Annotated in this window: 20 protein-coding genes, 1 riboswitch and 1 other annotated feature; of the genes, 17 read left to right on the forward strand and 3 right to left on the reverse strand. The window is 60.4% G+C overall.

Going from position 1 to position 20,363, the window contains the following annotated elements:
* Positions 1 to 7 precede the first annotated feature (7 nt).
* Positions 8 to 1,027, reverse strand: a complete 1,020-nt coding sequence (gene pheS, locus H8711_RS03660; protein ID WP_249282182.1) for a phenylalanine--tRNA ligase subunit alpha — start codon at positions 1,025 to 1,027, stop codon at positions 8 to 10.
* A gap of 130 nt (positions 1,028 to 1,157) precedes the next feature.
* Positions 1,158 to 1,393: a binding site (T-box leader), on the reverse strand.
* 62 nt (positions 1,394 to 1,455) lie between these two features.
* Positions 1,456 to 1,974, reverse strand: a complete 519-nt coding sequence (locus H8711_RS03665) for a peptidylprolyl isomerase (RefSeq protein WP_249282183.1) — start codon at positions 1,972 to 1,974, stop codon at positions 1,456 to 1,458.
* A gap of 211 nt (positions 1,975 to 2,185) precedes the next feature.
* Between H8711_RS03665 and H8711_RS03670 the strand changes: the two genes are divergently transcribed.
* Positions 2,186 to 3,598: a D-alanyl-D-alanine carboxypeptidase family protein gene (locus tag H8711_RS03670; RefSeq protein ID WP_249282184.1), complete on the forward strand. Its 1,413-nt coding sequence runs from the start codon at positions 2,186 to 2,188 to the stop codon at positions 3,596 to 3,598.
* Between the two features lie 47 nt (positions 3,599 to 3,645).
* On the opposite strand, the gene H8711_RS03675 is transcribed toward H8711_RS03670, so the two are convergent.
* A complete protein-coding gene (locus H8711_RS03675; protein WP_249282185.1) occupies positions 3,646 to 4,950 on the reverse strand; it encodes a patatin-like phospholipase family protein in 1,305 nt (434 codons plus the stop codon).
* Between the two features lie 163 nt (positions 4,951 to 5,113).
* A riboswitch (cobalamin riboswitch) is annotated at positions 5,114 to 5,299 on the forward strand.
* Positions 5,300 to 5,435: 136 nt separating this feature from the next.
* Between H8711_RS03675 and H8711_RS03680 the strand changes: the two genes are divergently transcribed.
* From H8711_RS03680 to hemL, 16 genes are read left to right on the forward strand one after another with little or no spacing between them, the layout of a single operon-like run.
* A complete protein-coding gene (locus H8711_RS03680; RefSeq protein ID WP_249282186.1) occupies positions 5,436 to 6,182 on the forward strand; it encodes an energy-coupling factor ABC transporter permease in 747 nt (248 codons plus the stop codon).
* A 13-nt stretch (positions 6,183 to 6,195) separates the two neighbouring features.
* Complete coding sequence (locus tag H8711_RS03685; RefSeq protein WP_249282187.1) at positions 6,196 to 6,519, forward strand: energy-coupling factor ABC transporter substrate-binding protein; 324 nt, start codon at positions 6,196 to 6,198, stop codon at positions 6,517 to 6,519.
* Positions 6,506 to 7,285: a cobalt ECF transporter T component CbiQ gene (gene cbiQ, locus H8711_RS03690; RefSeq protein ID WP_249282188.1), complete on the forward strand. Its 780-nt coding sequence runs from the start codon at positions 6,506 to 6,508 to the stop codon at positions 7,283 to 7,285. The genes H8711_RS03685 and cbiQ overlap by 14 nt, the downstream gene beginning before the upstream one ends.
* Before the next feature lie 11 nt (positions 7,286 to 7,296).
* Complete coding sequence (locus H8711_RS03695; protein ID WP_249282189.1) at positions 7,297 to 8,121, forward strand: energy-coupling factor ABC transporter ATP-binding protein; 825 nt, start codon at positions 7,297 to 7,299, stop codon at positions 8,119 to 8,121.
* A 14-nt stretch (positions 8,122 to 8,135) separates the two neighbouring features.
* On the forward strand, positions 8,136 to 9,275 hold the full coding sequence (gene cbiD / locus H8711_RS03700; protein WP_249282190.1) for a cobalt-precorrin-5B (C(1))-methyltransferase CbiD: 1,140 nt from the start codon (positions 8,136 to 8,138) through the stop codon (positions 9,273 to 9,275).
* A complete protein-coding gene (cobI, locus tag H8711_RS03705) occupies positions 9,272 to 9,976 on the forward strand; it encodes a precorrin-2 C(20)-methyltransferase (protein WP_249282191.1) in 705 nt (234 codons plus the stop codon). Before cbiD ends, cobI begins: the two co-directional genes overlap by 4 nt.
* On the forward strand, positions 9,973 to 10,764 hold the full coding sequence (gene cobM, locus H8711_RS03710) for a precorrin-4 C(11)-methyltransferase (protein ID WP_249282192.1): 792 nt from the start codon (positions 9,973 to 9,975) through the stop codon (positions 10,762 to 10,764). Before cobI ends, cobM begins: the two co-directional genes overlap by 4 nt.
* Positions 10,757 to 11,308, forward strand: a complete 552-nt coding sequence (locus tag H8711_RS03715) for a TIGR01440 family protein (protein WP_249282193.1) — start codon at positions 10,757 to 10,759, stop codon at positions 11,306 to 11,308. The genes cobM and H8711_RS03715 overlap by 8 nt, the downstream gene beginning before the upstream one ends.
* Before the next feature lie 29 nt (positions 11,309 to 11,337).
* Positions 11,338 to 12,372: a cobalt-precorrin 5A hydrolase gene (locus H8711_RS03720; RefSeq protein WP_249282194.1), complete on the forward strand. Its 1,035-nt coding sequence runs from the start codon at positions 11,338 to 11,340 to the stop codon at positions 12,370 to 12,372.
* Entirely contained in the window at positions 12,372 to 13,601 is a 1,230-nt protein-coding gene (locus H8711_RS03725; RefSeq protein ID WP_249282274.1) for a glutamyl-tRNA reductase, read from the forward strand. The genes H8711_RS03720 and H8711_RS03725 overlap by 1 nt, the downstream gene beginning before the upstream one ends.
* Positions 13,598 to 14,326 (forward strand): precorrin-3B C(17)-methyltransferase, encoded by a 729-nt coding sequence (cobJ, locus tag H8711_RS03730; protein WP_249282195.1) that lies wholly within the window; start codon positions 13,598 to 13,600, stop codon positions 14,324 to 14,326. The genes H8711_RS03725 and cobJ overlap by 4 nt, the downstream gene beginning before the upstream one ends.
* A 46-nt stretch (positions 14,327 to 14,372) precedes the next feature.
* Positions 14,373 to 15,620 (forward strand): precorrin-6A reductase, encoded by a 1,248-nt coding sequence (gene cobK / locus H8711_RS03735; protein WP_249282196.1) that lies wholly within the window; start codon positions 14,373 to 14,375, stop codon positions 15,618 to 15,620.
* 41 nt (positions 15,621 to 15,661) lie between these two features.
* Positions 15,662 to 16,561 (forward strand): hydroxymethylbilane synthase, encoded by a 900-nt coding sequence (gene hemC, locus H8711_RS03740; RefSeq protein WP_249282197.1) that lies wholly within the window; start codon positions 15,662 to 15,664, stop codon positions 16,559 to 16,561.
* Positions 16,551 to 18,062 carry a uroporphyrinogen-III C-methyltransferase gene (gene cobA / locus H8711_RS03745; protein WP_249282198.1) on the forward strand — a complete coding sequence of 504 codons (1,512 nt, stop codon included), beginning with the start codon at positions 16,551 to 16,553 and terminating at the stop codon, positions 18,060 to 18,062. The genes hemC and cobA overlap by 11 nt, the downstream gene beginning before the upstream one ends.
* 3 nt (positions 18,063 to 18,065) lie before the next feature.
* Positions 18,066 to 19,049 carry a porphobilinogen synthase gene (gene hemB / locus H8711_RS03750; protein WP_249282199.1) on the forward strand — a complete coding sequence of 328 codons (984 nt, stop codon included), beginning with the start codon at positions 18,066 to 18,068 and terminating at the stop codon, positions 19,047 to 19,049.
* A 2-nt stretch (positions 19,050 to 19,051) separates the two neighbouring features.
* On the forward strand, positions 19,052 to 20,359 hold the full coding sequence (hemL, locus tag H8711_RS03755) for a glutamate-1-semialdehyde 2,1-aminomutase (protein WP_343274215.1): 1,308 nt from the start codon (positions 19,052 to 19,054) through the stop codon (positions 20,357 to 20,359).
* Positions 20,360 to 20,363 lie beyond the last annotated feature (4 nt).

The raw sequence follows: 20,363 nt of genomic DNA on the forward strand, positions 1-20,363 counted from the left end.
ATCCCCCTTAAAACTGATTCAGGAAGCGCAGATCGTTCTCATAGAAGAGGCGCAGGTCGTCGATGTTGAAGCGGCGCATGACGATGCGCTCCAGGCCCATGCCGAACGCAAAGCCGCTGTATTCCTCCGGGTCGATGCCGCAGATCGACAGCACCTTGGGGTGCACCATGCCGCACCCGAGAATCTCAATCCAGCCCTCGCCCTTGCACAGGCGGCAGCCCTCGCCGTGGCAGGAGAAGCACTGCACGTCAAGCTCCGCGGAGGGCTCGGTGAAGGGGAAGTGATGCGGGCGGAACCGCACGACCGAATCCTCGCCGTACAGCTTTTTTACAAAAATTTCGAGGGTGCCTTTGAGGTCGGCCATGGTCACGCCCTTGTCCACCACCAGGCCCTCGATCTGGTGGAACAGGGGGGAATGGGTGGCGTCCACCGCGTCGCTGCGGTAGACGCGGCCGGGCGCGATGACGCGGATGGGCGGCTTCTGTTGCTCCATCGTGCGGATCTGCACCGGCGAAGTCTGGGTGCGCAGCAGAATGTTGTCGGTGATATAGAAGGTGTCCTGCGTGTCGCGCGCCGGGTGATCCTTGGGGATATTGAGCGCCTCGAAGTTGTAGTAGTCGTATTCCACCTCAGGGCCCTGGGCGATGTCGAAGCCCATGCCCATAAAGATGTCCTTGATTTCGTCGAGCACCAGGTTCAAAGGATGTTGCTTGCCGATGGGGCGCTTGACGCCCGGCATGGTCACGTCGATGGTCTCGGCCTTCAGACGCGCGGCGGTGCCAGCAGCCTTGAGTTCGGCGGTGCGGGACTCAATGTGCTGCTCGATTGACGCGCGCACCTCGTTGGCGAGCTGGCCGATCACCGGGCGCTCGTCGGCGGTGAGTTTGCCCATCTGCTTGAGGATGGCGGTGAGCTCGCCCTTTTTGCCCAGGAATTTGACGCGGATCTCGTCCAGCGCCTTGACGCTATCCGCCGCGTGCAGCGCTTCCAGCGCGCCTTTTTGGATCTGTTCCAATGCGGTTTTCATAATTTGACCTCCAATTTACAGCGTCAGCCCATTCGGACAGAACGCCGCGTGTTTGTATCAAGAATTCGCCCCTGCGAATGGAAAACAAAGGTTAACCGGCCACGGACAATAAAAAAGCTTTCGCCCCCAAAACAGGGACGAAAGCTATGACTTCCGCGGTACCACCCGTATTTTTGCGGCCAAAGGCGCGCAAACACTTTGTACTGCCGTTAACGAGGCAAACCGTCGCCGCCTATTTCCCTCAGGGTTCAGCGGCGCCGTTCGCGGGCGAACTTCGGTGTTTGGGCCTTTGGGACGCTCGCAGCCGGTGGCGTTCCCTCTCTGGAAAAGTCGGTCAAACCCTACTCTCCCGGTCATCACGTTGTGACATAATTTTTAGATTCTTATTGCACTATAGCACAGATAAAAAAGAAATGCAAGCCCGATCGTTACAGGGTTTCAGGCTCCCCGTAGATCTCCCCGAAGGTTTCCACGGTGACCCGCTTCATGCGCTGGTCGTCATACGGCTTGTCGCTGCGGTCGCGGGGGGAGGATACGATCCGGTCGGCTTCGTCCATACCTTCGGTCACCTTACCAAACGCGGCGTATTGGCCATCCAGGAAGGGGGCGTCGTCCACCATGACGAAGAACTGGGAGCCTGCGCTGTTGGGATTCTGGGCGCGCGCCATCGAGAGCACGCCGCGGGTATGGCCCAGGTCGTTGCGGAACCCGTTGCCGCTGAATTCGCCGCGAATGGAATAGCCCGGGCCGCCGATACCGATCCCTTGGGGGTCGCCGCCCTGGATCATAAAGCCGGGGATAACGCGGTGGAAGATAATGCCGTCATAAAAACCCTTCTGCACAAGCGATACAAAGTTGCGCACAGTGTTGGGGGCGATTTCGGGATAAAGCTCAGCCTTGATGATGCCGCCGCCCTCCATTTCAATGGTGACAATCGGATGTTTCATCGGAATATTCCTCATTTCTGTTTAAAATCCGCCGGCTGGGCGGTAAGGGTAAACACAATTATTATAACACATTCGCAGAGGAAATTACAGCCAGAACTTTTTTGTTTTTGCCCTTTTCATTTTTTGTGAAGATTGATATAATAAATAATTGTATTGGATCATTGTAGTCGAATTGCGGCAGAATAACAGCAAGTTAGGGGAAAAACAGAGGATGCGAAAAAAATGGATTTCAACATTGCTCGCCGCCGTTATGACGGCCTGCGCAGTCACAACAACCGCTTTTGCAAAAGAGTCCACTGTGCCGCCCAGCGTTATCTCCGAGGCCTACGTGGTGATGGACGCCGAAACCGGGCAGGTGCTGATTGAAAAAAATATGAATCGGCGGGAGTATCCCGCCAGCATCACCAAAATTTTGACCGTGGCCCTCGCGCTGGAAAATTCGGACTTGGACGACCGCGTCACCGTGAGCCAGGATGCGGTTTATGCGATCGAGCCCAACAGCTCGCACATCGCGCTCCAGCCCGACGAAGTGGTGCGGATGCGCGACCTGTTGTATGCGACCATGCTGCCTTCGGCCAATGATGCGGCCAATGTGGCGGCGGAATATGTGGGCGGTTCCATGGAAAAGTTCGCGGAGATGATGAACAAAAAGGCGGCGGAGCTGGGCTGCGGGAATACCCATTTCGTCAATGCCAACGGTCTGCCGGACGACGACCATTATACCACCGCCTACGACATGGCGCTGATCACCAAATATGCGATCGGCGTCACAGGTTTTTTGGATATCTTCGGCTATCAGGATGTTTATCAAATCTCGCCGACCAACAAGCAGGAACAGGCTCGCCGGTTCGGCACCGAGCACATGATGCTGGTCGAATCGAAATACTATTACGAAGGCACACTCGGCGGAAAGCTGGGCTGGACAGAGGAGGCAAAGCACACCATCGTCACCCTCGCCCGCCGCAACGATATGACGCTCATCTGCGTGGCAATGAAGTCGCCGCAGCGCTACGACAAGTTCAACGACAGCATCGCGCTGTTCGATTACTGTTTCGACAACTTCGAGCCGGTCGCCATACCAGGCGACCAGCTCAAAACATTCAGCGTGTCGCACTACCGTTCAGGCGGTTCAGCTGAAAACGTTTCGATTTCGGGCGAGGAAAGCTACCGCTTCCTGGTGCACAAAAGTGTGGGCAAGGATGCGGTCGAGATCAGCTACAACGTGCCGGAATACTATTCGGATGAAAATATCGACCCATCGGTATCCTTTTCCGTGGATAGCGGCAGCATGTATGGCGAGATCGGGAGTTTTCCGATGGCATTTCAGACGGTAGCGATCGAGGAACTGCCTGCCGAGCAGAATCAGGAGGATGTTCCGAAGGAGACGTTCGCGGATCAATTCCTCGGCGTGATGAAGATCGTCGGATATGGCGCGCTGGGATTGCTCGGACTGATTTTGTTGGCGTTCCTGGTGATGCTGGTCATCCGCTTTTGCAATAAGTACCGCCGGTGGCACCGGCGGAGGGCGCGCAACCGGCGGATTGCACAGCTTGACGACCCGGATTTGATCGTCCGCCGACCGCAGCGCAGGGGCAGCGCGCCGCCTCCAGGAAGGCGCAGATAATTAAAGAGAAGAGGCAGGGGGTCTCGGCCTCCTGCCTCTTTATGTGTTCAGATCAGATCGCACAGCGCCAAGTAAGCGCCGCCCAAAAAAGCATCGGGCAGAACGGAGAATGCGCCGAGCTGCTTTTCCAGGTCCCCATCCTCTGTGCGAAGCATCTCGCGCACCAGCAGAGCGGCAAATTTGGTGCGCACCTGCCGGTTGAGCAATGTCGCCGTTTCGCGCAGCGAATCCAACAGGCGGCGTTTGCTGCCCACATTGGCGTTCCCCAGTAAGCCCTCGGGTAGTTTTACCGCATCCACCGCAGCTTTCAGGCGTTTGAGCCAAACTTGTTCGGAATAGATCGGCTCGGGAGACAGCTCAAAGGTTTCGCCCGCCGTCTCTGCGCAGATGAGGGCTAAGCCGGGTACACTGGGTCCGGACATGCCCCGATCCTCCAGAAACTTGACAATTCGCCCCCGGAAGGCATGTTCCCATCCGGTGGCATGTTCCTCCGGCGGAAGCAGCATCCTGGCCAGCGCCGTCTGGGAAAACAGCTCCGTCAAGCGCGCGGTGAATCCGGGGAGATAGGTGAATGCACCGCCCTCGTAGGCTCCGTAGGCCTTGAGGGTATCGAGGTAACCCAAACGGATATTGCGCCGGATGACCGTGTGATCGAACACCAGTGTCGGCCCCAGGTCGCGCTGGCTGCGGAGATATTTCACCTCGCGCGCGAGCTTGAGCTCCTCGCGCCGCACCACGCCGAACGCCTCCAGATCGACGGCAATCACGCTGGTAGCGCCGCGTTCCAGCGCCATCTTCACCGGCATATTGTCGTGGTAGCAGCCGTCGATGTAGCGCACGCCGTCGATCACATAGGGCTTAAACGCTGGATAGATCGACGCGCTCGCCAGAATATAGTCGATCATCTTTCCCTGTGGGATGTCGCTGCAGAACAGCTCGCGCGGCTGGCGCGAATCCATCTCCATCGTCACCACACCGTACTCAATGGAGGAGGAACGGATTTTTTGTTCGTCGAAATAGGCCGAGAGGGTTTGCCGCAGGGGATGGGTGTCGGTGCCGCCGCTTTTGACAAAGTTGCGGAAAAAGGTTTTGTACGCCTGGGCTACCTTTTGCTTGAGGGAGAGCTGTTCGTCCATCTCTACCTCGAACACATGGCTGGTTTCAATTTTATTCCACAGCTCCACAGCGGTGTCGTAGTCCCCTTGGGCGATCAGTGCGCCGTTGATCGCGCCGATCGAGGTGCCGGTCACAATATCGATATCGATGTCCATTTCGCGCAGCGCCTGCCACACCCCCAGCTCATAGCTGCCGCGCGAACCGCCACCCGCCAGAACCAGTGCCGTCTTTTCCATATTGAGCCTCCCTTCGGTTGGCTCCATCTTATCACACGCGGTAGTATTATACAATATAAAAATCGGAAAAAAGTGAGCAGGAAAGTGCCAAAGAATCGACGAATATAACCAGAGATTCCCTTGACACGATATGGCGATTCCAGTACAATTTGAGATGATAAAATACAAAATTGCAACTGTGAGTGATCCGCTCTTTGGCGGATTGAAATGGGAAGCCGGGTGAAAATCCCGCGCAGGGCCGCTGCTGTAAATGCGGAGTGCCGCTCCAAAACCACTGGGGAGATCCTGGGAAGGGGAGCGCGCATGAGGATGCATGAGCCAGAAGACCAGCTCACAGCCGATTGTGCGTGCAGTTCTGCGGATTCCGGTGTGCGTAATAGAGTAAGGTCATTTCCTTATCTGAGCCGTCGCGGCGTCCACAGGGATGCTGCGGCGCTGTTTTTTATCGAAACAGGCGAAAGCCAAAAAGAAAAGGAGAATGACCTATGAACAACTGGCAAAAAAGGTCCATGAAAGCATCTGTCATCGTGTCCATGCTGATGCTGACCGCAGTTCCTGTCTATGCGATGCACATCGCGGAGGGCATGTTGCCCATCCAATGGTGCCTCATCTGGGGCGCCCTATTTCTTCCGTTTTTTGTATGGGGCTTTTGGTCCATCAAAAAACAGTGTGCGGGTAGCGGCCGTGTTAAAATGCTGCTTGCTATGTCCGGCGCCTATTGCTTTGTACTTTCCGCGCTCAAAATGCCGTCGCTGGTGACTGCGAGCTCTTCGCACCCCACCGGAACGGGCTTGGGCACGATCTTGTTTGGCCCCGCCTCCATGGCGGTGCTCGGATTTATCGTTTTGCTGTTTCAAGCGCTGTTGCTGGCGCACGGCGGCCTCACCACGCTCGGAGCGAACGCCTTTTCAATGGCGGTGGCCGGCCCGTTTGTCGGTTATGGCGTCTATCTGCTGGCCAAAAAGTGTAAGGCTCCGCGCGTGGTATCGGTCTTTTTGTGCGCGTTTGTGGCCGATCTGTTCACTTACGCTGTGACCGCCACCGAGCTGGCACTCGCTTTCAACAACGCAGAGGTATCTTTCATGCAGGCCTGGGGCAAGTTTATGGGAATCTTCGCCATGACCCAGATTCCGCTCGCGATTGTGGAAGGAATTTTGACGGCGTTGGTGTTTGAGGCCATTGCTTCGCTCTGTAAGGATGAAATGCCCGCCCTGTGCGCGGTGACAAAGTGAGGAGGGGAACGATATGACGACAAAAAATAAACGAATCCTTGGAATTGTAATCGCATTGCTTGTGTGCGTGGGGCTGTGTGTCTACCCGCTGATGGCCCACCCCGATTCGGAATTTGGCGGCGCGGACGGCGCTGCGGATGAGATCATCACCTCGATCGAAACCGATTACGAGCCTTGGGCGGAGCCGATGTGGGCGCCTCCGGGCGGCGAAACCGAAAGCCTGCTGTTCTGTTTGCAGGCGGCGCTCGGCTCCGGGGTATTCTGCTTCGGCATCGGTTATCTGGCGGCTTCCAGAAAGTATCAGAAGAAGGAACAGCAGATCGATGACAACCGTTGACAGAATCGCATATACCTCCAAGCTAAAAGATATGAGCCCTGCCATCAAGGCGGGGCTCGCCGTATCTACCCTGTTGGGGGTGCTGGTCGCCAGCCAAAATGTCTTTTCAGTTGCGGTGTTCGCGCTGATGACGGCGCTCTGCACCGCCGGTTCCGGATTGCCGCTGAGGCAATACCGGAAGATGTGCGCCATCCCATTTTGGTTCTTGCTGGCGGGTGCGGCGGTGGTCGCGGTGGGCTTTTCCGAGGCTCCGGCGGGCCTGTGGCACGTGCGGATATTCGGGGTCTACCTCGTCGTCACACTGGACAGCCTTCGCCGGGCGTTGGAGTTGTTCCTGCGGTCGATGGCGGGGGTATCCTGCCTGTATTTCCTGTGTGTGACCACACCGGTCAACGATCTGCTCGGATTGCTCAACCGGATGCACGCCCCAAAGCTGCTCACCGAACTGATGATGATGATCTATCGCTTTATCTTTTTACTGGCGGGGCTCGCCGGGCAGATGGCCGTGGCGCAGAAGGCGCGCCTGGGCAACGCGGGATATCGGGCGTCGCTGCGCTCGGTCTCGATGCTGGCTTCCTCCGTGTTCGTCTGCGCCTTTCAGAAGTCGGCCGCGATTTACGACGCGATGGAGTCCCGCGGGTACGACGGAAATTTTGACTTTACCGGCGAATTGAGCCGGTCAACGGGGCGGCAGCGGCTGATTTTCGCAGCTTATGAAGTGCTGCTGATCGGAGCGGTTGTCGCTGTGAAATGGATTGCGGGGTAACGATGGAGACAATGATAACAATAGAAAAGCTGCGCTACACCTATCCCGACGGGACTGAGGTGCTGCGCGGCGTCGATCTCAAAATCGGCCGTGGGGAACGGGTGGCGGTGCTCGGGCCGAATGGATCGGGGAAGAGCACCCTGTTCCTCTGCCTCAACGGGGTACATAGAGCGACCGAGGGTCGCATCCTGCTGGAAGGCAGGCCGATGGCCTACGACAAAAAGGGGATGCTCGACGTGCGCCGGAAGGTCGGCGTGGTATTTCAGGACCCGGAAACCCAACTGTTCTGTGTGGACGTCTATCAGGAGGTGGCGTTCGGGCCGCACAACCTGGGTTATGGGAAACAGCAGGTTCACGACAGTGTGATGAAGAGCCTGGATGCGATGGATGTGACCGAGCTGAAGGACAGGCCGCCGCACTTTCTCAGCGGCGGGCAGAAAAAGCGGGTCACAGTGGCGTCGGTGCTGTCGATGAGCCCCCAGGTGTTGCTGTTCGACGAGCCGACCGCTGCGCTCGATCCGATCCATGCGCGCCAACTGATGGAGGAGATCGACCGCCTGAACGCCGAGGGGATCACCATCCTGATGGCTACCCACGATGTCGATCAGGCCTACGCGTGGGCCGACCGGGCGGTAGTGCTCGACAGCGGTGTGGTGCGGGCCTCGGGCACGCCCGATGAAGTGTTCTGCGACGTGAAGTTGCTCGAACAGACCGGCCTGCAAACGCCGTTTGTGCTGCGGACCTACCGCGCCCTGCTCCGGAGCGGCCGGATCAGGGGGGCGGATTCTCCGCCCCACACTGCGGAGGAGCTGGAAGCGCTGATCGAGGAAGTATAACAGGGGGGACTGGATTGGAACAATACACCTATGTGGACCAAAAGCGGCTGCGGATGGGATATACCACCGGTTCCTGCGCGGCGGCGGCGGCCAAGGCCGCCGCACTGACGCTGCTCTCCGGGTGCGAGGTCCCCACGGTCAATCTGATGACCCCCAAGGGTTATTCCCTCTCATTGGAGGTGCGCTGTCTTGAGCGCAGCGGGGATTGCGTCCGGTGCGCCATTCAAAAGGACAGCGGCGACGATCCGGATATCACCGACGGAATTTTGGTCTTCGCGGCTGTCCGGCGTGCCGGGGCGGGAATCGCCATCGAAGGCGGCGAGGGGGTGGGGCGGGTGACCCGCCCGGGCCTGGAGTGCCCGGTGGGGGCGCCCGCGATCAATTCCACCCCGCGCCGTATGATCGAGCAGGCGGTGCGCGAGGTCTGCGAGGAGTGCGGCTATCCGGGCGGGCTGTCGGTTACAATCTCCATCCCCGGCGGGGAAGCGCTCGCGGCCAAGACCTACAACCCCCGGCTGGGCATTGTGGGCGGGCTGTCGATCCTGGGGACCAGCGGCATCGTCGAGCCGATGAGCGAGCGGGGCCTGGTGGACTCCATCAAGGTGGAGATGAACGTCCTGCAGGCCGCGGGCGTGGCCAACCTGGTGGTGACGCCCGGCAACTACGGGGAGGTCTATGCCAGGACGCAGCTGGGGCTCACGCTGACAGAGGCGGTCAAGTGCAGCAATTTTATCGGCGATGTGCTTGACTATGCGGTACAGGGGAGATTTAAAAGCCTGTTGCTGATCGGGCACCTCGGCAAGCTGGTCAAGCTCGCAGGCGGAGTGTTCAACACCCATTCGCGCTACGCCGATTGCCGGATGGAGATTTTGGCGGCACACAGCGCGCTCGCGGGCGCCGATGGGGCGGAGATCAAAAGAATGATGGACTGCATCACCACAGACGAAGCGTGGGGGATTGTGGAATCTTCCGGACTGCGGGAACCGGTGATACAAAGCCTTCTAAAAAAGATCGACTTTCATCTCAGAGCGCGCACCCACAATGAGCTTGAGGTCGGCGCGGTGGTGTTTTCCAATCGATGGGGCACGCTGGGGATGACACCCGGCGCACAAAAATTGATTCACAAATTCAAACAAGCGGAGGAACAGGGATGAGTGGAACATTGTATGGCGTCGGGGTGGGGCCCGGCGACCCGGAGCTGATGACGATGCAGGCGGCGCGCATCATCCGGAAATGCGCCGTGGTGGCGGTCCCCAAAACCGGCGACGGCGACGGGGCGGCCCTGCGCATCGCCAAGGGCGCGGTACCCGAGCTCGAACGGAAGGAGCTGTTGCAGCTTTACATCCCGATGACGCGCGACCGCGTGGCGCTGGCCGGCTATTACGATCGGGCGGCCGAACAGATCGCGGAACGTCTGCGCCGCGGCGAGGATGTGGCATTTTTGACGCTGGGCGACTCCACCATTTATTCCACCTACGCCTACCTGCACCGCCGCATCGAACGTATGGGGCTGCCTGCCCAGTATGTGGCGGGCGTCCCCTCCTTTTGCGCGGCGGCGGCCCGGCTCAATCAATCCCTCGTTGAGGGGGCGCAGCCGCTGCACATCCTGCCCGCCTCCTACCGGGGTGCGGATGAAGGGCTCGATCTTGCGGGCACCAAGGTTCTGATGAAAGCGGGAAAATCCTTTGAGAGGGTCAAACACCTCCTAGGCAGCAGGGCGATGCTCGGGCGCGCCCGCATGGTACAGAAGTGCGGAATGGACGGGGAGCGCGTCTATCACAACCTGGAGGACGCGGAAGACGGATCGAGTTACTTTTCGATCATCGTCGTACAGGATGAGGAGGAAGCGGAATGATTCATTTTGTCGGTGCGGGCAGCGGGGCGCCCGATCTGATTACAGTGCGCGGGCAGCGCCTGCTGCGCGAGGCGGATGTGGTGATCTATGCGGGCTCGCTGGTGAACCCCGAGCTGCTGCGGGAGGCCAAACCCAGCTGCACCATCTACGACAGCGCCCGCATGACCCTGGAGCAGGTGATTGCTGCGATGCAGGAGGCGGAAGCGTGCGGCAAGACCACAGTGCGGCTGCATACCGGCGATCCCTCGATCTACGGCGCGATCCGCGAGCAGATGGACGAGCTGGAACGGTTGGGTGTCGATTTCGACGTGACGCCGGGGGTTAGCTCGTTCTGCGGCGCGGCGGCTTCCCTCAAGGCGGAATATACCCTGCCAGATGTCACACAGACGGTAATTATCACCCGTATGGCGGGCCGCACGCCGGTGCCGGAGCGCGAGGAGCTCTCCCGTTTGGCGGCACACGGCGCCACGATGGCTCTTTTTCTCTCGGCCGGGATGCTGCCACAGCTGCGGGAGCGCCTGCTGGCGGGCGGGGCTTACACCGAGAGCACCCCTGCGGCGATCGTCTATAAGGCCACATGGCCGGAGGAGCGGCAGGTCGTCGGCACGGTGGGGGAGCTGCCTGAGATGGCCCGGAGGAATGGAATCGATAAGACCGCACTGATTTTGGTGGGGGATTTTTTGGGCAACAGCTACGAACGCAGCAAATTATACGATCCGGCGTTTACCACAGGATATCGCAGGGCGGAACAACAACCGACCCCACAAGGAGGAACCGACCATGTTTGATCAGATTCGAGAACAGGCCGCGGCGGCAGTGCGGGAGCTGTTCGAGGCCGCCAAGCTCGAGGAACGCGAAGTTTTGGTGGTGGGTTGTTCCTCCAGCGAGGTCGGCGGCCACAAGATCGGTACCGATTCCAGCCCCGATGTTGCGGCTGCGATCCTCTCCGGAATTTACCCGGTCTGCCGGGAGCGGGGCGTCTTTCTGGCAGCACAGTGCTGCGAGCACCTCAACCGCGCGATTATTTTGGAGCGCGAGGCTGCACAGCTTTATGGGTGGGAGCCGGTGAACGTGGTGCCCCAGCCCAAGGCGGGCGGTTCATTTGCCACCGCAGTTTATGCCGCATTGGAGCATCCGGTCGCGGTGGAGGAGATACGCGCCCATGCCGGACTGGATATCGGCGGCACCTTGATCGGGATGCATCTGAGGCGGGTGGCGGTGCCGGTGCGGCTGTCCACCGCAAAGATTGGCGAGGCGAACCTTCTGGCGGCGCGCACGCGGCCAAAATTCATCGGCGGCATCCGCGCGCATTATGACGAGTCGCTGCTCTAAGATTACGAAGTGGAAAGGGGTGCACGGCGATGCGCCTGTGGTTGATTTCTTTTACTCAAAACGGCGCGGCGCTGTGCGCGCACCTGCAAAACGGGCTTACAGCCCTCGGCCATCGGTGTGCTGGATATGCTGTCGCCCGCCATGCATCTGCCGCCGGGCTGCTCCCGTTAGAGACCAGCGCGCAGGAGTGGGCAGGGAGGGTGTTCTCCCAGGCGGACGCGCTGATCTTTGTCGGCGCGGCGGGCATTGCGGTGCGCTCCATCGCGCCGTGGCTGCGCGATAAGTTTACCGATCCGGCGGTGGTGGTGGTTGACGACCAGGGCTATTTTTCCATTTCTCTGCTCTCCGGACATGTCGGGGGCGCCAACGCCCTCGCAGTGGAGGTCGCCGGCCTCATCGGGGCCCAGCCTGTCATCTCGACGGCAACCGATGGCGCCGGGCTGTTTGCGGTGGACCGTTGGGCGGCTCGGAATGGGCTGTATCTCTCCGACCGCGTTGCGGCCAAACGGGTGTCCGCAGCGCTGTTGGATGATGAGCCAGTCGGATTTGTATCCGATTTTCCAATTCAAGGGGAGCTGCCATACGGGTTTTGTGCGGATACCGCTGTGCGGGTCGGCGTCTGCGTCTCTCTCGATGAAACCCGTCGGCCGTTCGATTGCACCTTGTCGATCGTTCCACGCGTCCTCGCGCTGGGGGTCGGTTGCCGGAGGGGTATCGCGCCAGAAACTCTGGAGGAGCGTCTGCAAGCGGCATTGGAAAGCTACAGCATCTCCTTCCGTGGGATCGCCGAGGTGTGTACCATCGATCTCAAGCGGGAGGAGCACGGGCTGCTGGAATTTTGCCGGCGGCATCGGCTGCCGCTGCGCGTCTTTTCGGCGCGCGAGCTGGCACAGGCGGAAGGAAGGTTCACTCCTTCCGCGTTTGTCAGCTCGATCACCGGGGTGGACAATGTCTGCGAGCGTGCGGCCGTGTTGGGGTCGGGCGGAAAATTGGTGGTAACAAAACAGAGCGGAGATGGCGTCACTTTGGCGCTGGCCGTTCGGGATTGGAGCGTCACATTTTGATGAATTTTTGTATGGCCGGCATCGATCACAGCCGGGCCACAGTGGAATATCGGGAACTGTTTTCCTTCACCAAAACGGCTGCGGCGGAAGCGATGCGGCGGGTCAGGGCGGAATTCGGCGCGGAGGGCTGCGCGATTATCGCAACCTGCAACCGCACCGAGCTGTGGATCGATTGGGGGGAGAAGCCCGCCCGCGATCCCTATGAAATTTTATGTGCGCTCAAGGGGGTCATCCCCGAAGATTACCGGGAGCTCTGTATTCAGCGGAATGGGGAGCAGGCGCTGGATCACCTTTTGGAGCTCGCCTGCGGCATGAAAAGCCGCGTATTCGGCGAGGACCAGATCATCACCCAAGTGGGCGCTGCGCTGGATGAGGCGCGCGCCTGCGGGTGTGCCGACGCGGTGCTGGAGCGTCTGTTCCGCACGGCGGTTACAGCGGCGAAACGTGTGAAGACCACCGTTCGTCTCGCTCCGGTCGGCAGTTCGGTGGCGCTCCGCGTGGTCGAGTTGCTGCGCGAACTGCGGGCTGGACTGGCTGGGTTGCGGTGCCTAGTGATCGGCAACGGTGAGATGGGGCGGCTGACCGCCGGCGTATTGGTTGAGCAGGGGTGCGATGTCAAGATGACCTTGCGCCGGTACAAGACCGGCGAGGTTGTGATTCCGCCGGGCTGCCGCGCGATCCCCTACGAGGAGCGGCTGGATGAGATTGCCCGCGCGGATGTGGTGGTCAGCGCCACTGCAAGCCCGCACCATACCTTGCGCTATGAGGAGATTTTCCCTCGCTTGGATGGCTCCCCCAAGCTGTTTTTTGACCTTGCGGTGCCGCGCGACATCTCTTCGCGCCTGAGCGGTGCGCCGGGGGTCTCGCTCTATGACATCGACAGTCTGGGTGCGGGATGTGCGGACGAGGCACAGGATGCAGCCATGGCGGCGGCTCGCGGGATTTTGGGGGAATACCGGCGAGAATTTGAGGATTGGTACTATTTTCGCAGCCTGGTGCCGCTTGTCAACGAGATCAGCACGTTGGCGGCGATTGAAATCACCGGCCGTATTCACAAAACCATCGAACGGCTAGATGTCGACAACCGCGAGCAGGAGCAGCTGCGCGAAGCGGTGGAGCACGCGTCCGTCCGGGTGGTGGGGAAACTCCTGTACGGGCTGCGCGACAACCTCGAGCGCGACCGGTGGGAGGAATGCGTCAAAAGTATGGAAAAGGCGGTAAAACCATGAAATGTTATGTTGTGGGGCTGGGACCGGGGGCGTTCAGTCAGATGACCCCCCGCGCGATGCAGGCGATTGAAGAGAGCGATGTACTGGCGGGTTATACCGTCTATGTGGATTTGATTAAGGATCATTTCCCGGGAAAAGAAGTCCTATCCACGCCGATGAAGCGGGAAGTGGAGCGCTGCAAGCTCGCTGTGGAGCGGGCGGCGGCGGGCAGCACCGTCGCCATGGTGTGCAGCGGGGATGCGGGCGTATACGGCATGGCCGGCCTGATCTACGAGGTCGCGCAGGATTATCCTCCCATCGAGATTGAGGTGATTCCCGGCATCACGGCCGCATCTGCGGGCGCTGCGGTGCTGGGCGCACCGCTCATCCACGACTTCGCGGTGATCTCCCTGTCCGATCTGCTCACCCCCTGGCAGCGCATCGAACAGAGGCTCGCTCTGGCGGCGGAGGGAGATTTTGTGATCTGCCTCTACAACCCCGCCAGCAAGAAGCGCAGCGATTACCTGCAAAAGGCGTGCGATATCGTGCTGCGCCACCGCAGCGCGGAGACCGTTTGCGGTCTGGTGCGCAACATCGGCCGCGCAGGTGAGGAGAGTAGCGTGCTCTCTTTGGCGGATCTGCGGGAGACACAGGTGGATATGTTCACCACCGTGTACATCGGGAATTCACAGACATGTAACCTGCGGGGCAAGATGGTCACCCCGCGCGGCTATCGAATTGATTGAATGAAGAGATAATTCCCTTTACAACGACGGGGTGAGGAGGATAGTGATGCCGCGATTTTTGGTATTTGCTGGGACAACTGAGGGCCGCGAGACTCTCGAGCTGCTGTCGCGCTGTGGCTGTGAGACCGTCGCCTGCGTGGCGACCGAATATGGCGGCGAGGTGTTGCCCGAGCTGCCGGGCCTTGCGGTGCACACCGGGAGGATGGGCCGCGGGGAGATGGAGAAGATGATGGCATGCGGCCGCTTCGACGGCGTGCTCGACGCGACCCATCCCTATGCGGTGGAAGCGACAGAGAACATCCGCGCCGCCTGCGATGGTGCGGCGGTGCCCTATCTGCGAATTTTGCGAACCGACGCCGGTCTGCCGCGCTGTGTCCAGGTGACAAATACCGCAGAAGCGGCGCGCTATCTTGCAAGTACAGTGGGAAAAGTGTTGCTTACCACAGGGTGTAAAGATTTAAACCTTTACACATCGATTCCGGACTATCGGGAGCGGCTTTGCCCGCGGGTGCTGCCTGCAGCGGAATCGCTGGAGCGCTGCCTTCAGCTGGGATACCGGCCGCAAAATATCGTTTGTATGCAGGGCCCGTTCAGCGAGGAGATGAATCTTGCAATCCTGCGGTCGCTGGGCGCCACCTGCCTTGTCACCAAAAATTCCGGTGAGGCGGGAGGCTTTTGGGAAAAATGCGAGGCTGCACGCAAGGCCGGAGCGGAATTGGTGGTGATCGGGCGGCCGAGCGAAAGCGGCGGCGTGACGATGGATGAACTGCCCCGTCTGTTGCGGGAGCGCTGGGACCTCGAAGTTCCTGCAAAGAAAAAAGAATCCCCTTCGGAGGCATATTTCCCGATGTTTGTGCGGCTTGCGGGAAGGGATGTCGCAGTGGTGGGGGCGGGAGAGATCGCTGCCCGCCGCATCAACACCCTGTTGGAATTCGGCTGTCGCATCCATGTGATCGCACCGGAGGCATCTTTGTCTGTACAAAACCTGTCGGAAAGTGGTAAAATAGACTTAACTGTTCGGGAATATCACGCGGGCGATTGTGCAGGCTGCGCATTGGCGGTGGCTGCAACCGACTGCCGCGAGGTCAACCACCGGGTTTATGAGGAGTGCACAGCGGCCGGGATTCCGGTGAGCGTGGCGGATTGCCGCGCGGAATGCAGCTTCTATTTCCCGGGGGTGGTGCGTTCAGGCCCGGCGGTCATCGGCGTGACCGCGAGCGGAACCGACCATCACCTGGCAAGCGCCATCACCCGCAAAATCAAAGCGTTCCTGAGCAGCATCGTTGAAAAATAGAAAGAGGAAAAATAACCGAGGAAAGAAGGGGAAAATCACAGATGTACAAACAAAAAATTCGGGTGGGCAGCCGCGAAAGCAAGCTGGCCGTCGTCCAGACAAAGCTGGTGATGGATCAGATTGCGGCGGCGCACCCCGAGCTGGACCTGGAGCTGGTTACAATGAAAACCACCGGCGACATCATCCTCGACCGCAGCCTAGATCAGGTGGGCGGCAAGGGGCTGTTTGTCAAGGAGCTGGATCGTGCGCTGCGCGACCGGCGGGTAGACATCACAGTACATAGCCTCAAGGACATGCCGATGGAGACCCCAGAGGACCTGCCGCTGGTGGCGTTTTCCAAGCGGGCCAATCCGTTGGACGCATTGATCCTGCCGGAGGGGGCAAAGGCGCTCGATCTGGCCAAACCTTTGGGGTGCAGCAGTGCCCGGCGCGTCTTGCAGCTCCGGAAGCTCCATCCCGAACTGGAAACCAAGCTGGTACGCGGCAACGTCATTACCCGGCTGCACAAGCTGGATACGGGTGAATACGGCGCGCTGCTGCTCGCCTGCGCAGGGCTTGAACGGCTGGGGCTTTCTCACCGCATCAGCCGGGTTTTTACCGATGAAGAGATGATCCCGGCGGCGGGGCAGGGTATTCTGGCCATCCAGGGCCGCGCGGGGGAGGACTATGGCTTTTTATCCTGTGTGGATGACCTGGAAGCCCGCTGCTGCGCTCTGGCGGAGCGCGCTTTTGTCCGCACGCTGGACGGCGGCTGCACCTCCCCGATCGCCGCACATGCCAAGCGGCTTGAGGATGGACAGCTCAAGCTGACCGGCCTCTATGTCGACGAGACCTCGGGGCGGCACACGGTCGGTTCGATCAGCGGTGCGCCCGAAGACGCCGAATTGTTGGGCAGGGAACTGGCAAATAAGCTGAAAGGGGAGGTCGCCGATGAACGGTAAGGTGATTCTGGTGGGCGCGGGCCCGGGGGATTCCGGCCTGCTCACCCTGCGCGGCAGAGCGGCCCTGGAGGCAGCGGATGTCGTGGTGTACGACGCACTGGTCGGCCAGGGGGTGTTGGCGATGATCCCGCCGAACGCCAGGCGCATCAATGTGGGCAAGCGGTCGAGCAACCACCTGGTGCCCCAGCACGAGATCAATCAAATCCTATTACATGAAGCGCAAGAGGGCAACAACGTGGTGCGCCTCAAGGGCGGAGATCCGTTTTTATTCGGCCGCGGCGGGGAGGAGCTGGAGCTGCTCGCCGAGCATGGGGTCGATTTCGAGGTGGTGCCGGGCATCACCTCCGCAATTGCGGTGCCGGCCTACGCGGGCATCCCCGTCACTCACCGCGACTTTACCTCGTCGCTGCACATCATCACCGGCCATACCAAGGCCAAGGCGGAGGCGCAGATCGATTACCCTTCGCTGGTCAAATTGAACGGAACGCTGGTGTTTTTGATGGGCATCTCCGCCATGCCCACGATCATGGAGGGGCTGCTCGCGGGCGGCATCGATCCGGACATGCCCGCCGCCGTGTTGGAGCGCGGTACCACAGCGCATCAGCGCCGGGTGGTATCCACCGTGAAGAACCTGGTGGAGGACGCGTGCGCCGCCGGGATAAAGACCCCCGCCATCATTGTGGTGGGGCGCGTTTGCGCGCTGGCCGGCCAGTTCCACTGGGCTGAGGACCGGCCCCTGGGCGGGTTGCGCATCCTGATCACCCGCCCGCGCGAGCTGATGTCCGCCTTTGCAGGCCGCCTGCGCGCGTTGGGCGCTGAGGTGGTGGAGCTTCCTTCCATCGCCACGCAGGCAATCCCTGATAACACAGCGCTGACCGGTGCGTTCAGCTGCCTCGACCGCTACCAGTGGCTGACGTTCACCAGCCCCAGCGGCGTTCGCATCTTCTTTGAGGAGCTGCGGCGGATGCGCCGCGATGTGCGCTGCCTTGCGGGCCTCAAGCTGGCTGCGATCGGCCCCTCCACCGCACGGGCGTTGGAGGAGCACGGCCTGCAGATCGACCTGATGCCCGAGCGCTACGACGCGGCCCACCTGGGCGGGGCGCTCGGCGTGGCGGCAAACGGCGCAAGGGTGTTGATTCTGCGCGCGAAGATCGGTTCCCCCGAGCTCACCCGGGCCCTGGAGCGCGCTGGCGTGGGATACGACGACGTGCCGCTCTATGAGACGGTCTACGCCTGTGCGAACGCCGAGTTGGTCAAGGATCAACTTGAGCAGGGCGAGGTGGACTATGTCGCCTTCACCAGCGCTTCCACGGTGAAAGGCTTTGTGGGCGCGATGGGGGACTTGGATTACAGCAAACTAAACGCCGTCTGCATCGGGGAACAGACCGCTGCGGAGGCGCAGCAATATGGAATGAAGATTGTGACGGCGCAGTCCGCGACCATCGACAGTATGATCGATTGCCTGACCGGTCTGAGCCGCCTAAAAGAAGGGGGAGTTTAATCGATGGAGCTTTTGAATCGGCCGAGGAGGCTGCGCGCCAATCCGGTGATCCGGAGCTTGGTGCGCGAGACGCGCGTCTCCAAGGACGCGCTCGTCTACCCGCTGTTTGTGCGGGAGGGCACTGATATTGTGGAGGAAATTCCCTCGATGGATGGACAGTACCGCTACAGCCCCGACCGGCTGGACGGCATCCTGACCCAGCTCATCGGGGCAGGGGTGCACAGTGTGCTGCTGTTCGGCATCCCCGAGCATAAGGATGAAATCGGCAGCGGAGCATGGGACCCGCAGGGTGCGGTCCAACAGGCCATCCGGTATATCAAAAAGAAATATCCCGGCATCTATGTCATCACCGACGTCTGCATGTGTGAATACACCAGCCACGGCCATTGTGGCGCGTTGCACGGCCAGGTGGTGGACAACGACGAGACGCTGGAGCTGCTGTGCAAAACGGCGCTGTCCCACGCGCAGGCGGGCGCGGATATGGTCGCTCCGTCGGATATGATGGACGGCCGTATCTTAGCGATGCGCAACACCCTGGACGAAAACGGCTTCAGCGAGGCGCCGATCATGTCCTATGCGGTGAAATACGCCTCGGCGTTTTACGGGCCGTTTCGCGACGCGGCGGGCTCCGCACCGTCGTTTGGCGACCGCAAGGGCTATCAGATGGATTACCACAACCGCCGCGAGGGGATCAGGGAGGCCGCGCTGGATGTGGAGCAGGGCGCGGATATCATCATGGTAAAGCCGGCTCTCAGCTACCTCGATGTGGTTCACGAGGTGTCCGGGACCTTCGACCTGCCGCTCGCCTGCTATAGCGTCAGCGGCGAATATTCCATGATTAAGGCGGCTGCCAAGGCTGGGCTGGTGGACGAGGCTTCGATCGTCTGTGAAACTGCGGTCAGCATGTTCCGCGCGGGCGCGGATATCCTCATCACCTATTTCGCCATGGACTTGGCGCGCTACATCGACGAGGGGAGGATCGGATGATGATGACGCCCAAGACGAGACACGAGCGCTCGCGCGAGCTGTTTGCGCAGGCCAAGCTGATGATCCCGGGCGGGGTCAACAGCCCGGTGCGCGCCTTTCAGTCGGTGGGAGGCACACCGCGCTTCATGCAGAAGGCGAACGGCGCGCATATTACCGACGTGGACGGCCGCACTTATTTGGATTATGTCTGTTCCTGGGGCCCGATGATTCTGGGACACAACCATCCGGCGGTCAAGGCCGCGGTGCTCCAGGCGGTGGAAAACGGCCTCAGCTTCGGCGCAGCTACCGAGGCCGAGGTGACGATGGCGCGCCTTGTCTGCGACCTGGTGCCGTCCATCGACATGGTGCGGATGGTCAACTCCGGAACTGAGGCGGTGATGAGCGCGATCCGCGCGGCGCGGGGTTATACCGGCCGCTCCAAAATCATCAAGTTTGAGGGCTGTTACCACGGCCACTTTGACGCGCTGCTGGTCAAGGCGGGCAGCGGCGTGATGACGGCGGGCGTACCCGACAGCGCCGGTGTGCCAAAGGGCACGGCGGAGGACACCCTCACCGCGGTTTACAACGATATCGACAGCGTGGAAAAGCTGTTTGACGAGAACCCCAAAGAGGTCGCAGCGATCATCATCGAACCGCTTGCGGCCAATATGGGCGTGGTGCTCCCGCAGGAGGGCTTTTTGAAGAAGCTGCGCGCGCTGTGCAGCGCCAACGGCGCGCTGCTCATCTTCGACGAGGTGATCACCGGCTTCCGGCTCTCGCTGACCGGCGCGCAGGGGTATTACGGGGTGAAACCCGACCTCACCACCTTTGGTAAGATCATCGGCGGCGGTATGCCGGTGGGCGCTTACGGCGGACGGCGCGACGTGATGAGCACGATTGCGCCGGTCGGCGGAGTGTACCAGGCGGGTACCCTGTCCGGCAATCCGGTGGCGATGGCTGCGGGCATCACCCAGCTCAAGATTTTGAGGGATAATCCCGAAATCTATGAGCGGGTCAACCGCCTGGGCGAGCGGCTGTATACCGGGCTCGCCGGTATCGCGGAGAAACACGGATGTACCGTCAATCACACCGGATCGCTCGGCTGCCTGTTTTTCACTAACCGGCCGGTGACCGACTACGCGACGGCCAAGGCAAGCGACACCGTGCGTTTCTCCCATTATTTTAAAAAGATGCTGGGGGACGGCGTATACCTCGCGCCCTCCCAATTTGAAGCGATGTTCCTTTCCGCCGCGCACACCGAGGCGGATGTGGACTTCACCCTCAACTGTGCGGAGGATTATTTCCGGCGCGAAGATGACTTTGTACGATAAAAAT

The organism is Ligaoa zhengdingensis, from assembly GCF_014384885.1.
Lineage (GTDB): Bacteria > Bacillota > Clostridia > Oscillospirales > Ruminococcaceae > Ligaoa > Ligaoa zhengdingensis.

Bases quoted from the DNA above. Each gene is read 5' to 3' on its own strand.
- cobI (WP_249282191.1), top strand. From the start codon at position 9,272: ATGAGTGGAACATTGTATGGCGTCGGGGTGGGGCCCGGCGACCCGGAG.
- H8711_RS03720 (WP_249282194.1), top strand. From the start codon at position 11,338: ATGCGCCTGTGGTTGATTTCTTTTACTCAAAACGGCGCGGCGCTGTGC.
- cobA (WP_249282198.1), top strand. From the start codon at position 16,551: ATGAACGGTAAGGTGATTCTGGTGGGCGCGGGCCCGGGGGATTCCGGC.
- H8711_RS03675 (WP_249282185.1), bottom strand. From the start codon at position 4,950: ATGGAAAAGACGGCACTGGTTCTGGCGGGTGGCGGTTCGCGCGGCAGC.
- cobM (WP_249282192.1), top strand. From the start codon at position 9,973: ATGATTCATTTTGTCGGTGCGGGCAGCGGGGCGCCCGATCTGATTACA.
- H8711_RS03695 (WP_249282189.1), top strand. From the start codon at position 7,297: ATGATAACAATAGAAAAGCTGCGCTACACCTATCCCGACGGGACTGAG.
- cobJ (WP_249282195.1), top strand. From the start codon at position 13,598: ATGAAATGTTATGTTGTGGGGCTGGGACCGGGGGCGTTCAGTCAGATG.
- H8711_RS03665 (WP_249282183.1), bottom strand. From the start codon at position 1,974: ATGAAACATCCGATTGTCACCATTGAAATGGAGGGCGGCGGCATCATC.
- H8711_RS03685 (WP_249282187.1), top strand. From the start codon at position 6,196: ATGACGACAAAAAATAAACGAATCCTTGGAATTGTAATCGCATTGCTT.
- pheS (WP_249282182.1), bottom strand. From the start codon at position 1,027: ATGAAAACCGCATTGGAACAGATCCAAAAAGGCGCGCTGGAAGCGCTG.
- hemC (WP_249282197.1), top strand. From the start codon at position 15,662: ATGTACAAACAAAAAATTCGGGTGGGCAGCCGCGAAAGCAAGCTGGCC.
- H8711_RS03680 (WP_249282186.1), top strand. From the start codon at position 5,436: ATGAACAACTGGCAAAAAAGGTCCATGAAAGCATCTGTCATCGTGTCC.
- hemB (WP_249282199.1), top strand. From the start codon at position 18,066: ATGGAGCTTTTGAATCGGCCGAGGAGGCTGCGCGCCAATCCGGTGATC.
- H8711_RS03725 (WP_249282274.1), top strand. From the start codon at position 12,372: ATGAATTTTTGTATGGCCGGCATCGATCACAGCCGGGCCACAGTGGAA.
- cbiQ (WP_249282188.1), top strand. From the start codon at position 6,506: ATGACAACCGTTGACAGAATCGCATATACCTCCAAGCTAAAAGATATG.
- hemL (WP_343274215.1), top strand. From the start codon at position 19,052: ATGACGCCCAAGACGAGACACGAGCGCTCGCGCGAGCTGTTTGCGCAG.
- cobK (WP_249282196.1), top strand. From the start codon at position 14,373: ATGCCGCGATTTTTGGTATTTGCTGGGACAACTGAGGGCCGCGAGACT.
- H8711_RS03670 (WP_249282184.1), top strand. From the start codon at position 2,186: ATGCGAAAAAAATGGATTTCAACATTGCTCGCCGCCGTTATGACGGCC.
- H8711_RS03715 (WP_249282193.1), top strand. From the start codon at position 10,757: ATGTTTGATCAGATTCGAGAACAGGCCGCGGCGGCAGTGCGGGAGCTG.